The 14406-nt window shown below is 61.8% G+C and carries 15 protein-coding genes; 3 read left to right on the forward strand and 12 right to left on the reverse strand.

Annotation, left to right across the window (positions count from 1 at the left end; all coding sequences use genetic code 11):
* Window positions 1-86: 86 nt before the first annotated feature.
* The 5 genes from AC3A4H_RS17030 to AC3A4H_RS17050 are packed head-to-tail and all read right to left on the reverse strand — an operon-like array spanning window position 87 to window position 4793.
* Window positions 87-1103, reverse strand: a complete 1017-nt coding sequence (locus AC3A4H_RS17030) for a DmpA family aminopeptidase (protein WP_487767759.1) — start codon at window positions 1101-1103, stop codon at window positions 87-89.
* Between the two features lie 35 nt (window positions 1104-1138).
* Window positions 1139-1882 carry an amino acid ABC transporter ATP-binding protein gene (locus AC3A4H_RS17035; RefSeq protein WP_487767760.1) on the reverse strand — a complete coding sequence of 248 codons (744 nt, stop codon included), beginning with the start codon at window positions 1880-1882 and terminating at the stop codon, window positions 1139-1141.
* Between the two features lie 24 nt (window positions 1883-1906).
* Complete coding sequence (locus AC3A4H_RS17040; protein ID WP_487767761.1) at window positions 1907-3010, reverse strand: amino acid ABC transporter permease; 1104 nt, start codon at window positions 3008-3010, stop codon at window positions 1907-1909.
* A 20-nt stretch (window positions 3011-3030) separates the two neighbouring features.
* The gene (locus AC3A4H_RS17045; RefSeq protein WP_487767762.1) at window positions 3031-3894 is read right to left on the reverse strand and encodes an ABC transporter substrate-binding protein; all 864 of its coding nucleotides are present in this window, start codon (window positions 3892-3894) and stop codon (window positions 3031-3033) included.
* Window positions 3895-3947: 53 nt separating this feature from the next.
* Entirely contained in the window at window positions 3948-4793 is an 846-nt protein-coding gene (locus AC3A4H_RS17050; protein ID WP_487767763.1) for a D-amino-acid transaminase, read from the reverse strand.
* 149 nt (window positions 4794-4942) lie between these two features.
* On the opposite strand from AC3A4H_RS17050, the gene AC3A4H_RS17055 reads away from it, so the two are divergent.
* Window positions 4943-5854 (forward strand): LysR family transcriptional regulator, encoded by a 912-nt coding sequence (locus AC3A4H_RS17055; RefSeq protein WP_487767764.1) that lies wholly within the window; start codon window positions 4943-4945, stop codon window positions 5852-5854.
* Window positions 5855-5891: 37 nt separating this feature from the next.
* Here AC3A4H_RS17055 and AC3A4H_RS17060 read toward each other — a convergent pair whose 3' ends face one another.
* Complete coding sequence (locus AC3A4H_RS17060) at window positions 5892-7262, reverse strand: DUF2778 domain-containing protein (RefSeq protein ID WP_487767765.1); 1371 nt, start codon at window positions 7260-7262, stop codon at window positions 5892-5894.
* A gap of 268 nt (window positions 7263-7530) precedes the next feature.
* Between AC3A4H_RS17060 and AC3A4H_RS17065 the strand changes: the two genes are divergently transcribed.
* The gene (locus tag AC3A4H_RS17065; RefSeq protein WP_348780572.1) at window positions 7531-8025 is read left to right on the forward strand and encodes an aminoacyl-tRNA deacylase; all 495 of its coding nucleotides are present in this window, start codon (window positions 7531-7533) and stop codon (window positions 8023-8025) included.
* Between the two features lie 112 nt (window positions 8026-8137).
* Window positions 8138-9559, forward strand: a complete 1422-nt coding sequence (gene glnA / locus AC3A4H_RS17070; protein ID WP_487767766.1) for a type I glutamate--ammonia ligase — start codon at window positions 8138-8140, stop codon at window positions 9557-9559.
* Window positions 9560-9760: 201 nt separating this feature from the next.
* Here glnA and AC3A4H_RS17075 read toward each other — a convergent pair whose 3' ends face one another.
* The 6 genes from AC3A4H_RS17075 to AC3A4H_RS17100 all read right to left on the reverse strand — a co-directional run bounded on the left by AC3A4H_RS17075 (window position 9761) and on the right by AC3A4H_RS17100 (window position 13778).
* A complete protein-coding gene (locus AC3A4H_RS17075) occupies window positions 9761-10651 on the reverse strand; it encodes an SDR family NAD(P)-dependent oxidoreductase (RefSeq protein WP_487767767.1) in 891 nt (296 codons plus the stop codon).
* Window positions 10648-11433: a hypothetical protein gene (locus tag AC3A4H_RS17080; protein ID WP_487767870.1), complete on the reverse strand. Its 786-nt coding sequence runs from the start codon at window positions 11431-11433 to the stop codon at window positions 10648-10650. Before AC3A4H_RS17080 ends, AC3A4H_RS17075 begins: the two co-directional genes overlap by 4 nt.
* A 24-nt stretch (window positions 11434-11457) precedes the next feature.
* On the reverse strand, window positions 11458-12045 hold the full coding sequence (locus AC3A4H_RS17085; RefSeq protein ID WP_487767871.1) for a protein-S-isoprenylcysteine O-methyltransferase: 588 nt from the start codon (window positions 12043-12045) through the stop codon (window positions 11458-11460).
* A gap of 88 nt (window positions 12046-12133) precedes the next feature.
* Window positions 12134-12757 (reverse strand): hypothetical protein, encoded by a 624-nt coding sequence (locus AC3A4H_RS17090; RefSeq protein WP_487767768.1) that lies wholly within the window; start codon window positions 12755-12757, stop codon window positions 12134-12136.
* A gap of 141 nt (window positions 12758-12898) precedes the next feature.
* Entirely contained in the window at window positions 12899-13033 is a 135-nt protein-coding gene (locus AC3A4H_RS17095) for an ABC transporter (RefSeq protein WP_348780577.1), read from the reverse strand.
* 163 nt (window positions 13034-13196) lie between these two features.
* On the reverse strand, window positions 13197-13778 hold the full coding sequence (locus AC3A4H_RS17100) for a L,D-transpeptidase (protein ID WP_487767769.1): 582 nt from the start codon (window positions 13776-13778) through the stop codon (window positions 13197-13199).
* Window positions 13779-14406 lie beyond the last annotated feature (628 nt).

Below are 14406 nucleotides of genomic sequence, written 5' to 3' on the forward strand. Positions count from 1 at the left end.
TATTTCGAACATCAATGTTCGACATCGGTGTTGGCTTGCAGGAAACATCCGTCGAGAACCCGATGAGCGGGGGATGGCACACCTGCTCAGCGCAGCCAGTCGGCCAGCGTGGGGCGGAAATTGCCGGCGCGGCCGGTCATGGCGTCGGCCGCGCACATCGAGTTCAGCACCGCTTCCTGCGTGGCCTCGGTGGCGGCGCGGAAGAGCTTGTCGATGCGGTTCTCGTTCAGCGCACGCATCGAGATGAGATCGCTCTTCTCGTCGTGATCGATGGTGGTCGCCGTGGTAAAGCCGATGGCGATGTCGCCGCTGCCGTGGCCCCAGAAGGCACCGAGCCGGGCAAGCCCCGCGCCGCAGCGACGGGTCACGCGCCGAAGCTGGCGCTGTTCCAGCGGAACATCGGTGGCGAGGATGATGATGACCGAACCCTTCTCCGGCTCCTTGGCGGTGCCGGGGGAGGGGCGGCGGCCGTCCGGCAGCACGAGGTCGCCGGCGCGGCCGAAATTGGAAAGTACCAGCGTGCCGAGATGGAAAGTCTGGCCGTCCATTTCCAGCCGGCGCGAGGACGTGCCGATGCCGCCCTTGAAACCGAAGCAGGTCATGCCGGTGCCAGCGCCGACATTGCCCTGTTCGACCGCGCTTTCATGCGCGTTCGCCAGTGCCAGCCGGGCATGCTCCTCGGTGACGGCCATTGCCTGGATGTCGTTCAGCGGCCCGTCATTGCACTCGCAGACCACGGCGTTCACCGTTGCGGTCTGACGGCCGATGTCGGGGTTGGAGGCGATCGCCTCGCGGATCAGCGCGTTGGCGCAGGTGCCGACGCCAAACGTGTTGGTGAGCAGGATCGGCGTTTCCAGCGTGCCGAGTTCGTCGATCTGCACCAGCCCCGTGCTCTTGCCGAAGCCGTTGATGACGTCGCTCGCGGCCAGCACTTTCTTGCGGTAGAGATTGCCGGCATGGGGCAGCACGGCGGTGACGCCGGTGTTGATGTCGCCGTCGCGGATCGTGTGGTGGCCGACGCGCACGCCGGGCACATCGGTGATCGCGTTCTTCTCGCCCGTGGGAAGAATTCCGCAGACGATGCCAAAATCCCGTGCGTTCACCGATCTTACCTCAACCTATCTTGACTGCCCGGATCTCAGAGCCGGCCGGCTTCCACGATGCGCTTCAGGAAGGCCTGCGTGCGCTCGCCCTGCGGCCTGCCGAAAATCTGCTCAGGCGGACCTTCCTCATAGACCTTGCCAGCCTGCAGGAAGCAGACCTTGTCCGCGACTTCGCGGGCAAAGCCCATTTCGTGCGTTGCGAGCACCATCGTCATGCCGTTCTTGGCCAGATCGCGTACGATGTCCAGAACTTCCGAAACCAGTTCCGGGTCGAGCGCCGAGGTGATCTCGTCGAGGAGCAGCAGAGTCGGGTCCATCATCAGCGCGCGCACGATTGCCACGCGTTGCTGCTGGCCGCCCGACAGGCGGTCCGGGTATTCATCCGCCTTGTGCTGCAGCCCGATGCGGGCAAGCAGCGCCTTGCCCTTTTCCACGGCCTCCGCCTTGGACATGTTCAGCACCTTGGTGGGCGCCAGCGTGACGTTCTCGATCACGCTCATATGCGGGAACAGGTTGTAGCCCTGGAAGACGATGCCGATCTCACGGCGCAGGGCGTCGAGGTCCACGCCGGGGCCAGTGACCCGGTCGCCATGCAGGCGGATTTCGCCTTCGTTGATCGTTTCCAGCCGGTTGATGCAGCGCAGCAGCGTCGACTTTCCGCAGCCCGACGGGCCGATCAGGCACACCACCTGATGCTCCTCGATGTCGAGCGAGATGCCGGAAAGAACCTCGACCGCGCCGTAGCGCTTGTATGCCTTGTCGATTTCGACCAGTGCCATCTTTTCAGTCCATCCGTTCGAGGGTCAGGAGCGCATCTTCTTGCGGTCGCGTTCGATCAGCTTGTCGACGAAACGCGCCTGCGGGATCGTGAGCACGATGAAGAGGATGGCGACGGTGGTGACGGCGGAGAGGTTGAAATTGTTGCTGGCGATGATCTTCGACTGGTTGAAGGCGTCGATCGTGCCGATGATCGCGACGAGTGCCGTGTCCTTCTGCAGGCTGATGCAGTTGTTCATCAGCGGCGGAACGATGCCGCGCACGGCCTGCGGAATGACCACGTAGCGCATGGTCTTGAAATAGGAGAGGCCGAGCGAGCGCGCCGCCGCGATCTGGCTCGGATGCACGCTTTCGATACCGGCGCGGTAGACCTCGGAGGTATAGGCGCCGTAGGTCAGCGTCAGCGCGATGATGGCGTAGGCGTTGGAGGAAAGATCCTTCAGGATCGGCAGCCCGGTCAGCGGCAGGCCGAAGCCGATCAGGTAGATGGTGATGATCGCCGGAAGGCCGCGGAACAGGTCGCTATAGATGATGGCCAGTGCGCGGATCGGCTTGCCGGCTTCGCCGGGCAGCGTGCGCGCCACCGCGACCACAAGCGCCCAGATGAGGATCAGCACGGCGGAAACGGTGAAGATGAAGATGTTGGTGCCGAAGGCCTTGAGCACGGCGCCGGCGGACTTCACGATCAGCGCGAGGTCGAAGAAGGTCCGGCTGACGGCCGCGTCGTTGACGACGAGGAACCACGACAGCGAGCAGAGGATGAGCAGGGCCGCCGAATAGGCGAGCGCCTTCCACGACGCATCGGATGCCTTCGCACCCAGCTCACGCCCCAGATAGATGTCTGCAGATTTGGCGGCCTGCGACGACCACGACAGGGCGCGCCCTGCAAGCGCCACGACGAACAGCGGCAGCAGGCACGCGAGAGCCGCGACTACCGTCACCGGCGTTGCCGTCCAGCCTTCGTTGATCACGAAAGAACGGATGTATTGCGCCGTATAGGCCAGCGCCGCGAGGGTAGCGAGCGCAAAGAGCAGAACGCCGAAGGAGCGCTTGCCGTAGGTTCGGACCTGGTTGCGAGCGCGCCATCTCCTGGCGCGCTCGTCCTTGGCTTCGAGAGCCGATGTGGACATGTGGTTTCTCTAGCCTTGGCTCAGGGCTTCCAGGTCGGGACGTCGTCGGGCGAAACGCCGCCGAAGGACTCGAGCAGATATGCCGCCTCGAGCTTCTTGAGCGTGCCGTCGGCCTTCAGGTCCTCGATGATCTTGTCGATCGTCTCGGCGTTGGGCGAGCCCTTCTGGTAGATGCCGGCGGTCAGTTCGTCGCTGGCGTACTTGCCGATGGCCTGGAGCTTGCCGCCGGAATTGGCGACCTGGCCGAGCACGATGCCCAGGTCGGTCATCACCGCGTCGACCTTGCCGGCTACAGCGGCCGTGAACATGGAGGCGGTGTCATCGAACACGTCCAGCTGGGAAACGCCCAGCGTGTCCTGCACGAAGGGAACCAGCGTCGTGCCGGCCTGGGTGCCGACGTGGGCCTGCTTGATCGTCTCTTCGTTCAGGGTCGAGCCGGCCTTGGCGGCAACGCCGTGGGCGGAGGCAAGGTACGGGGCCGAGAAGTCGACGACCTTCTTGCGCGGCTCGGTGACCGAGATCAGCGCCAGCGCGATGTCGAAGTCCTTGTTCTGGCCGGCGACGATGGAATCGAAGGAGGCGTTGACCAGTTTGACCTTGTCGAGGCCAAGGCGGTGGGCAATGTTGACTGCCATGCAGAATTCATAGCCGTCCTTGATCGTCTCGGGCGTGTCGCCATTGAACTGGCCGACCGCCGGCAGGTTGATGATGACGGTGAACTGGCCCGGAACGGCCGGGGTGATCGAGGCCGAGCCCTTCTCGCCGGTCAGCGGGCAGTCGCCATAGCCTTCCGTTGCCATCGCTGCTCCTCCGGCAACGAAGGTCAGAGCCGTTGCGAGCAAAGCACGCCGCGCGAGCTTTGCCGTGGTGTTGAAGATAGTCATAGTTTCCCCTCCTCAAAAATGTTGGGTGGCTTCTGTTTTCCACCGAAGCAGGCTTAGTTGCGGGCCAACTCCAGATAGATGGTTTGAAGGCGCCTGGTGATCGGCCCGGGCGTGCCGTCGCCGACGACGTGGTCGCCGATCCGGACGACGGGCGTGATGAGGCTCGATGCGCTGGTGAGGAAGGCCTCCTTGGCCTGCTGCGCTTCCTCGACCGTGAACAGCCGCTCCTCGATGCGGAGCTTCTGCTCCTCGGCAATCTTCATGACCGCGCGCCTGGTGCAGCCCGGCAGCACCGAATGCGAGTTCGGGCGGGTGACGATCACGTCGTCCTTGGTCAGGATGAAAGCGGTGGACGAGGCGCCCTCGGTGACGAAGCCGTCTTCAACCAGCCAGGTTTCGTGGAAGCCTTTTGCCTTGGCGGCCTTCTTGGCCAGAACTTGCGCCAGAAGCATCACCGTCTTGATGTCGCGCCGCGCCCAGCGCGTGTCGGGCGCAATATCGACGGCTACGCCGTTCCTGACCGAATTGGCGTTAACCAGATTCTTTGCCTGGGTGAAGGCGACGAAGGAAGGCTTCATGTCGTCGGCAAAGCCGAAGTCGCGGTCTGCGGCGCCGCGGGTGACCTGAAGATAAACGACGCCTTCATTCAGGGAATTGCGCGCGATCAGTTCGCGCTGCACGTCCACGATTTCTTCCGTTGAAAGCGGAAGCGGAATTGAAATTTCCTTCAGCGAGCGTTCTAGCCGGCTGAGATGAAGATCATTGTCGACCAGCTTACCGTCGATCACGGCGGTTACTTCGTAGATGCCATCGCCAAACAGGAAACCGCGGTCGAAAATCGAAATTTTCGCTTCGTTTTCGGCGACAAAGTCTCCGTTGAGATAAATGGTTCTGTTCAATTCGGACCCCGAAAACTCAAGACGCCGGACGCTAGGGAATCCATTTTGCTACGTCCAATGCATTGTTTTCCCATCCTTATGCAATTTTTGCATAACACCCGCCGGCGGTGTAAACGGCATCTGGCCAAGCGGCGGCAGCGGAGGATTTTATGGAACTGAAATGGCTCGAGGATTTCGCGTGCCTGGCCAATACGCTGAGCTTTTCCCGCGCGGCAGAGGAAAGGCGCATCACGCAGTCGGCCTTCAGCCGCCGCATCAAGCAGCTCGAAGCCTGGCTTGGCGTGACCCTCGTCAGCCGGGTGACCTTTCCTGCCGAGCTGACGAAGGAAGGCAAGGCATTCCTGCCGGTGGCGCAGGAAGCCATCAGGAATTTTTACGCGACCCGCGATGCCCTGCAGCCGCCAAGGGCGCAGAGCGACCAGACGCTCATCTTTTCTGGCCTCAACACGCTAACCGTGGTGTTCTTTCCGCAATGGCTGCAGCAGATGCGGGTGAAGTTCGGCGAGCTGCGAACGCGCATGAGCCCGGACAAGGGCGGGATCGAGGAGAACATCGGCACGCTTGTCGAGGGCGAGGCAGATTTTTTTCTGACCTATGCGCATGCCTCGGTGCCGTTCCTTATGGACAGCTCGCGCTTCCCACATCTGGTTCTCGGAACCGAACGCCTGCTGCCGGTCAGCAGCCCGGCAGCCGTAGGCGCCCAACTGGACCACGCGATCGGCAGTGGAGTTCCACTGCCCTATCTCAGCTATGGCGACTTCTCGTTCTTCGGTGTCTCACTGTCGAAGCTCTTCGCCAGCAAGCCACGCTTCCAGCGCCGTGTCGTGCACGAGAACACGATATCGATCGGCCTCAAGACCATGGCGCTCGCTGGCTGGGGCGTCGCCTGGCTGCCCGAAGGCCTGATCAGGCAGGAACTGGACGAGGGCACGCTGGTGCGGGCGACCGACGATCCGTCCTGGGACATCGAGGTCGAGATACGCATCTATCGCCATGCGACCGCGACGCGCCCGATCGTCGACGAGTTCTGGCGATCGGTGGCGGAGAGCTTGCCGCGTTAGCACTTGCGACGATGGAAGGGGCGTCGCCGCCCTCTTCTCAGACCCTGTTGCCGTTGGAGGCGATGCGCATCGTTTCCTGCCCGCCGCTCGGCACCACGATCATCTGCTTGACCTTGCCCTGCTTGAAGGCGGTGAGGAACCGATCATAGTCCTTGAACGCTACGCAGCCATGCGATTGCGCCTGCTTGCCTCGCAGCAGGTAACTGTGGGTGAGAAAGCCGTCACGGCCATGCTTGTTCTTGCCGTCGATCGGCAACATGCGGATCGCCTCGACGCCATGGAAGCGGGATTCGCGCATCTTGAGGTTGTAGGTGTGCGGCGGCGTCGGCCCGTTCATCTTCACGTGCACGTAGCGAGGATCGTCCGCCATCTTGCCGATGCCTGAATGGGCCTCGAGCACGCTGCCGTCGGGCATGTAGACCTTCGCGGCGCTGATGTCGTACACCGCCACGCCCCCGGTCTTGGGGCGGCCGCCGAACAGGTTGCGCAGCGTCTGGCCCAGACCGCTGCCTCGCTTCTCGGACGGGTCGTCCGGCCGCGCATAGGCGAGTTGCTGCGGCTTCTGCGCTTCGCTGCCATCAGCCTTCTTCGGTTCGTCCGCCTTCGATTCCCCTGGCTGCTGCGTGTCCGAGGCAGCCTCGCGGGCCTGGTTGCCAAGCGGACGAGGCTGCGGCAGGGGACTGTCGAGCGGCGTGTCTTCAAAGCCCGGCAGCATGGCGGTTGCTTCGTCCAGGTCCAGATCCTGCGCGGCGAGGTCCTCCTCCGAAGGTGCTGCCAGCAAGGCGGACAAGGCGGCCCCGGCTGCGCCACCTGGTGAAGGATCGGCATAGGCCAGCACGGTCTGGGACGGGCCGGCCGGCGCGACGGGCTGCGGCGTCGCATGCTGCGGCGCGGGCGCAGCAATCTTTGCCGTGCGTGTCGGCTTGGCGGAGCCGGTGGCGAACAGGCTGGCGAGTTTCTCGGGCGTCAACCCGGCCTTCTTCACGACGTCTTCGAAGCGCGCGGCATTGCTGCTCGCGTCAGCGGCTTTCGCAACATCGTTGTGGTCGGCGGCTTTGTCACGGGTGGCGGCGATGCTTCCGGTCACAAAGGACTGCACTGATGCGGCAGCCAGCCTTGGCGACTTGACCGGCAAGGCTTGCCCGCCCGAGAGCCGCGCCTGCAGCCTCTTGGCCGGGTAGATCTGGGGCTTCGGCATGTATTGGCCGCTGCTCAGGGCAAAGGTGCTGCCCATCGCGATCATCCCGGCCACCGACCAGGCGGCAGCACCGGCAAAAGCGGTCCCAAAGCAAGTGATTAGCAGCGGGCGCACCAGGCGGCGCAAAGGCTGTGCACGAACGATCTTACTCACCAACGCGTACTCTACCGGCAACCCCGCAAAGGGCTCGAGGCCGACCAACGACCTCAATTGCGAGACTTCCGGACTGTCCCCATCTTGAACCAGTGATCGAGCAAAGATGAACAAATATGGTTAAATTTTGCTTTGCAGCCGCAAACCATCCCTATGTGTCGCCGTGAGGCGGCAAGAAAGCGGCGCAAGCGGCTATCGGCGTGGATGATCAGGGAGCTCCTGAGGCGCGATCCGGTGCTCGGCATCGAACTGGCAAGGACGGCGTCCAGGATGTATCATGGCGTAGGTTTTTAAGGTTCGGTCTGCTCACCTGGAGGGTGGGAGAATGACCCTTGCCTTGACGCTCCAGGCATTTCTCGAGCGCAAATGCATCGAGTACGATCTGGTCGAGCATAGGCCGACCAGCTCTTCGATCTCGACTGCGCGGGCTTGCCGCATTCCGGCCGGTGCCCTGGCCAAAGCCGTCGTGCTGCGCGGTCGCGACGGCTACTTTCTCGCGATCCTGCCGGCCTCCAGGCGCCTCCAGTTCGATGGCCTCAAGGCGCTGTTCGGAGAGGGGCTCACCCTCGCCACCGAGCTTGAGCTGGACCAATTGATCACGGATTGCACGCGCGGCGCCGTTCCTGCGGTCGGCGAATGCTACGGGCTCGACGTCATCATCGAGGACAAGGTTCTTCAGCAGCCGGAAGTGTATTTCGAGGGGGGCGACCACGCCACGCTCGTCCACATGAGGCAGGCCCAGTTCGCGCGGCTGACCGGGAAGGTGCGCCACGGGCGGTTCAGCGCCGGCCATGGAGGTTCATTGCCGGCGAACGGCTGAACAGACGTGCCGAAGGATCGGACGGAGCGGCGACAGAAGGCGCGCAGACGCGCGCATTGCCAGCGGCACTCGGCCTGGGACCGGGCGATCTAGACAGGGAAAGGAAACGCCAATGCCTTGCAACTGCGCCAGTCCGGACGACGTTCTCCGGGTCATCAAGGATGAAAACATCGAGATGGTCGATCTGCGTTTGGTGGACCTTCCCGGTTTGTGGCAGCACTTCTCCGTGCCGCCGAAGACCATCGGGCCGGACAGCTTCACCGACGGCGTCGGCTTCGACGGTTCCTCCATCCGCGGCTTCCAGGAAATCCAGGAAAGCGACATGCTCGTCGTGCCTGATCCGACCACGGCATTCCTGGACCCGTTCACGGAGGTGCCGACGCTGGTCCTGATCTGCAATATCATGGACCCGACCAACACCCTGCCTTACAGCCGCGATGCCCGCTTTATCGCCCAGAAGGCCGAGACGCACCTCAAGGCCACCGGTATCGGTGACGTCGCCTATTTCGGGCCCGAACTCGAATTCTTCGTGTTCAACGAGGTCCATTACGATCAGGGCACCAATTACGGCTACTACGACATCGACGCGGTCGAGGCGAACTGGACCGGGCGAGCCGGCCTGGGGCTTGGGCACAAGCTGCGCCCCAAGGAAGGCTATTTCCCGGTTCCGCCGGCGGACACGCTTCAGGACGCCCGCACCGAAATGGTGAGGCTGCTGGAAGAGATCGGCATTCCGGTTGAGGCGCATCACCACGAAGTTGCAACTGGCGGCCAGGGCGAGATCGACATGCGTTTCGCATCGCTGACGCGCATGGCCGACAACGTGATGATCTATAAATACGTGGTGAAGAACGTTGCCCGCCGGCGAGGCCTGACCGCCACCTTCATGCCAAAGCCGCTGTTCGGCGACAACGGCTCGGGCATGCATGTTCACCAGAGCATCTGGCAGAAGGATCGCCCGATCTTTGCCGGCGACGGCTATGCCGGCTCCAGCGAGGTGATGCGCTATTATATAGGCGGGCTTCTCAAGCACGCGCCGGCGCTGCTCGGCATCTGCGCACCGACCGTCAACTCCTACCGGCGGCTGGTTCCGGGCTTCGAGGCGCCGGTCAATCTGGGCTATTCGCGCCGCAACCGCTCGGCAGCGTGCCGGATCCCGATGTATTCGCCTGACCCCAAGGCGAGACGCGTGGAGTTCCGCTGCCCGGACCCCTCCTGCAACCCGTATCTGGCCTTTGCGGCCATGCTGATGGCCGGGCTCGACGGCATTCGCAGCCGCCTGGACCCGGGTGAACCGATCGACAAGAATCTCTACGACCTGCCGCCGGTCGAACGCGCCCAAATCCCGTCGACACCGGGCTCGCTCGACGAGGCGCTTGACGCGCTTCAGGCCGACGGCAAGTTCCTGCTGGCACAGGATGTCTTCACCGCCGACGTCATCGAGACCTACCTGAGCTACAAGCGCACACACGAGATCGAAGAGATACGCACAAGACCGCACCCCTACGAGTTCGTGCTGTACTACGACATCTAGGCTTGTGGTGTTGGGCTCCTGCCGCAATCATCCCGCATCGCTTTAGCAGCGACGTGAGTTGTTCGCGCGGAAATGTTCGATGCTTCGACAGTTGCCACCCCGCCCTGCGGGCCCTCGATGGTCGATGCTTCGGGTCAGCACCTTGGTCGCGCGGGAGGATGCCGGCACGGCTCTACACGTTGATTGGCGTGGCCGAAATCGTCAGGTGACCAGGCGTGACTCGTCGCGGCGGCGCTGGTGCGCGCGGCTGCTGCAGCATTTCTTGTACTTCTTGCCCGAGCCACACGGGCAGGGGTCGTTGCCGTTGCGTTGCAGCTTGCCGATCAGGGGCGACAGCAAAGCCGAGGGCACCAATGCTGCGAAAAGAGCGGCAAGCTTGGCCGAAGTGCCTGGTATGACCAGCCGACGGCGCGACTTGAAGCCTTGCCAGGCGCGTTTGGCTACCTCATCCGAAGTCAGCCTTGGCAAGACCTTGAACAGCACGGTCAGATCGGCACCTGAACTCTGGAGGAACGCCGTGTCCACGGGCCCGGGCGCTACACAGGTTACCGTTACGCCACTTCGGCGCGTTTCCTGATGCAGCGCTTCCGAAAAGCTGCGCACGAAGGCTTTGCTTGAATAGTAGAAGGCCATGTATGGGCCTGGAGTGAAGGCAGCGACCGAACCGATATTGAGTATCCCGCCGCGCCGCCGCGTCACCATTCCCGGCAAGAAGCGCAGCGTGAGGTCGCAAAGGGCGCGAATGTTGAGGTCTATGATGCCGAGCTGGTCATCGGCGGGCAGTGCCGTTGCCGCGCCGCGCAGGCCGTAGGCCGCGCTGTTGACCAGGACATCGCAGGTCAGACCTTGCGCGGTGAGGAAGGCCTCCAGGCGCGCCGCCGCATCATGCGCCACAAGATCCAGTGCAAGAGTGAACGGCTCCCCGCCGGCTTCTCGCACCTCGGCCGCGGCGGCCGCCAATTCTTCAGCCGAGCGCGCAACGAGCACGACCACGCCCCGCTCGCGGGCCACGACCCTGGCGATGGCTCTGCCGATCCCGCGGGAGGCGCCGACGACGACCACCGCCGGGCGAGGCTCTTTGCTCATGCTCATGCATCTGTCTCTGAAAGTTGCCGAACCGGCAAGGACTGTGCTTTGGCCAGGTCTTCCACTTCGCCAGCCACGATGCTGTTCAGGATTTCTTCGAATCTCACCAGCGCACGCGCGACATTCGCCCCGTCCATGACCCTGTGGTCATAGTGGATGCGGACATTTACCGAGCCGTCTTCGCCGATGGGGCCATAGTTGACCAGGGTGGATATAGGCGTAAGAGGGTTGAGGGATTCCGCCCCAAGGCCGGAATAGACCGAAAGCTGGAAAGTGCCGAAATAGCGTGCCCGCTGTCGACCAATATTCAGCCCCAGCCACATGAGAAGCCATCGGACGGGCGCCGGCGCGCGGGCCATCTTGAGGGCGCGCCGAAATTCCTTGATCTCCGAGACCGGACGCGATCGCGCTGCCTGGACCAGCGCTTCGAGCTGGGCGATGGAGCTGCGCTCGGGGCCCTTGATGGTGCTCAGCAGGACAACACGTTCGCCGTCAAGCTCGCGCTCATGCGCCACCGAGGCTACGCTCATCGGGAATTCGTAAAGATGCGGCCGGGGCAATTTGACGTAAGCACGCCGCAGCTCCGGAATTTCGCGCGCCAGAAGGGCATATCCCTTCAGGAAAAGCACAGTCCAAGACGATCTGTGCTTTTGCGAGGTCCTGGCTTTCTGGAGCGCCTCAAGGCGCATCTGGCGCTGCACGGTGACCCGTGGCACCCCCATCGAAAACCTCATCAGGTCTCCGACGAGGCGTCGCGGTTCCGAAAGCTTGAGGGCTCGGCCTCGCATCATGCAGCTCCGCTTTGATAACTATCAATAGAAATAAGGAATAAGCCGTTTTGTCCTTTCCATATAGGCTTTATATCGCGGACCGAATATTTCGAGCATCATGCGCTCTTCCTTGTCGACCCGAAGAAAGAAAAGAACCGCAAACCCGACCAATCCTGCCGCCCCTGCGAACCAGTTCGACAGCAGGAAGGCCTGCCCCACTCCCATCAGCAAAAAGGAGGTATACATGGGGTGGCGGATGAAGGCGTACGGCCCACCGCTTACCAACTCGTGTTGCTGGCGAATCTCCAGGGTGATCGACCAGTTGCGGCCCAGTTCCTTGTGGGACCTGCGAAAAACCCACAGCGCCTGGCAAAAGATGGCCGCTCCAACGACGACGGCCCACGCCTGCGCCGGGTAGTCGGCCCCTGCGGGGATGCCGGTGGCGACATAGATAGCGGGCACGATAGCAAGACCGAGCAAGGCACAGGCAAGCCCAAAGATGTCGGCGGGGGAACGGCGATCGCTCACCACCCGAACGCGCTTGGCGCGGCGTTCGAAAGGATAGCGGATGACATACCAGGCAATGATGCCAAGCACCCAAGCAATCTGGCCGATCGAAGCTATCGATATCGTCAATTTACGCTCCCCGCGCCACTGAACGGCTCGTAAGCGACCCCATCAATGCGCAGTTTTCGCGCCCGGCCTCGGCGATGGAAGCTTACGATTGTCTCGCATTCAGCTCCCGAAGCTTGGTGACGAATTGCTGCGGCCGAAGCTGGATGCTTGGCGTCTTGTAACCCATCGAGCGGGCAATGTCCGCAACAAACGCGTTACAATTATACAATGCCGCATGCCAGACAGGTGAACTGGCCTGCAGCTTGCGAATATTGGCGACAACCTTATTGTACTCGGCTTCCGTCAGCATCACGCGCCAACTCGCGGACCTGTATTGTTCTTCCAGGTCTCCGTCGCTCCATCCGGTCTCCGCTTCCACGGGGAGGAAATGGCCCAGAACATAGGGAACCGCGCTTTCGGAGCGCGGATGCAGGCCCGCAACCTCCGGATTGATCATTTCCCCGTTTTTAGTGGAACGGCCAAATACGACATAGGTGTGGCCATAGCTGAGCGCGTAGCGCGATCGGAACTCGATGAAATATCCGTATGTCTTGGTTTTGGACGTATCTTCCTTGAGTTCGCGTGCGGCCGTGGGCGCCGCCACAACCGGCTTCGTGCCATTGGCACTCGAGACGAATCTCGGTGCGGGACTGGTGTCCTGGCATGCTGCTGTCGCAAGCGCCAAAAAAGCCACAACAGATACGCGGACGCCTGATAGAAGCGTCATTCCCGTGGCTCCACTCCTGAGTTTGAACGATATCGGCCCAGTTCGTTCCGACGACTTTGGCCTGCCGGGTCGAAAGCCTGCCGCAGTCGGTACTGCGGACTATGGTGGGAGGGACGACTACGGCCCTCCCACCAATTTCTGTTACTTGTAGACGGGTTCTGGTTCGACCACGGGCGCGGGCGGCGGGGCTTTGCCCTTGCCTTTGCCGATGGTGGTGCAGCCGCTCAGGCTGGCGACGGCGAGTACTGCGACTAATGCGATCAGAAATCTGCTCATAAGCTATCCTTCCCGCTTATGGTGGAATTATTTCCATGCAGCCCCCACAACAAGTGTGGGCAATTACAACATAACTGTCAAATACGCCAAGGCATAGTGCAGCAATGACACATTTTGTAAAGCAGTTTACGCGGTGTTATCGGAGTATTCCAGTGCGTCATCATCAAAGCACCAGGACCTCTGTTCCAACATTCGTACGTTCGTACAGGTCAATGATATCTTCATTGGTTAGTCGGATGCATCCACTCGAAACCGCAGTGCCGATAGTCCATGGCTCATTTGTACCATGCAGGCGAAGCATAGTATCTTTTCCGTCACGGTACAGATAAAGGGCGCGTGCGCCGAGTGGATTATTGGGTCCGCCGGGTACTCCACCTGCATATTTGAGGAGGCGCGGCTTTCGTTGCATCATGCTTACGGTGGGTGTCCACGCCGGCCAGTTCGCCTTTCGGCCGATGATCGCCTTGCCTTTGACCGTGCGCCCCTCTTCGCCGATACCGACGCCGTAGCGCATCGCCCACCCGCCATCTTCGATGGCATACAAAAAACGTTCGGATGTATTGACCACGATGGTTCCGACAGGCTCATTGCCGTCGTACTTCACGCGCGTTCGCTTGTAGCGCGGATCCACGACGAACTGCGTATTGGACGCCATTACGGACGGCTGCGTTACCAATGGCGTGCAGCCCGCAGCCAGGAATGCCAAGCCGCCCAACATCACGCCACGTCGTGACAGGTCGTTCATGTGCGAGCCCTCTAAAGACCGAACATTGCGGCCATTTTATACTGTCGAGAAGCTGTGTCTAGTTCAGCAACGTAACTATGATGCGGTGAGTTGACGTCGATCATCGGCGAAGACGTTGTAGGCCATGATACACTTTCAGTTGGATCACTATGCAGGAACTTGGCTGATCGGGACGATGACTGGTGGACAGTGTTTATGGGGGTGTCGCCTGCCGTGTAGCCTGTCACTGTTCTGAGTGGGTGCAGTTGATTGCAATCGCAGAGTCATGGATGTGCGGTGTTCTTCAGGAGAGCAGTCGTCGTGATCGCCCTCAGTCACACCGCAATCGTCTGCAGGCAACTTGGTACCCATCATCTCATTGGCGGAGCCTACGCGGTCCGTTCCGTGTTCATGCTTGGGATTTGATGGATTGGGTTGAGCCGAACCGCCGAGGGGCTGTTATCGACGGCGCATGGATAAGTTCTTGGGAAGGCGATCATGCCTGATGTCGGCACCAGCTTCGCCACTGTAATAGCCGCTCAGCGCGGTGGCTCTTCCTCGCCGGCCAAGTTTACCCGCTGAAATAGCCCGAGTTGGGCCGCGGACAGAGCCTGGTCGGGAGGCGAGATGCCTCCCGACCAGCATTCGT

Source organism: Pseudaminobacter sp. Soil_N_29, assembly GCF_057656055.1.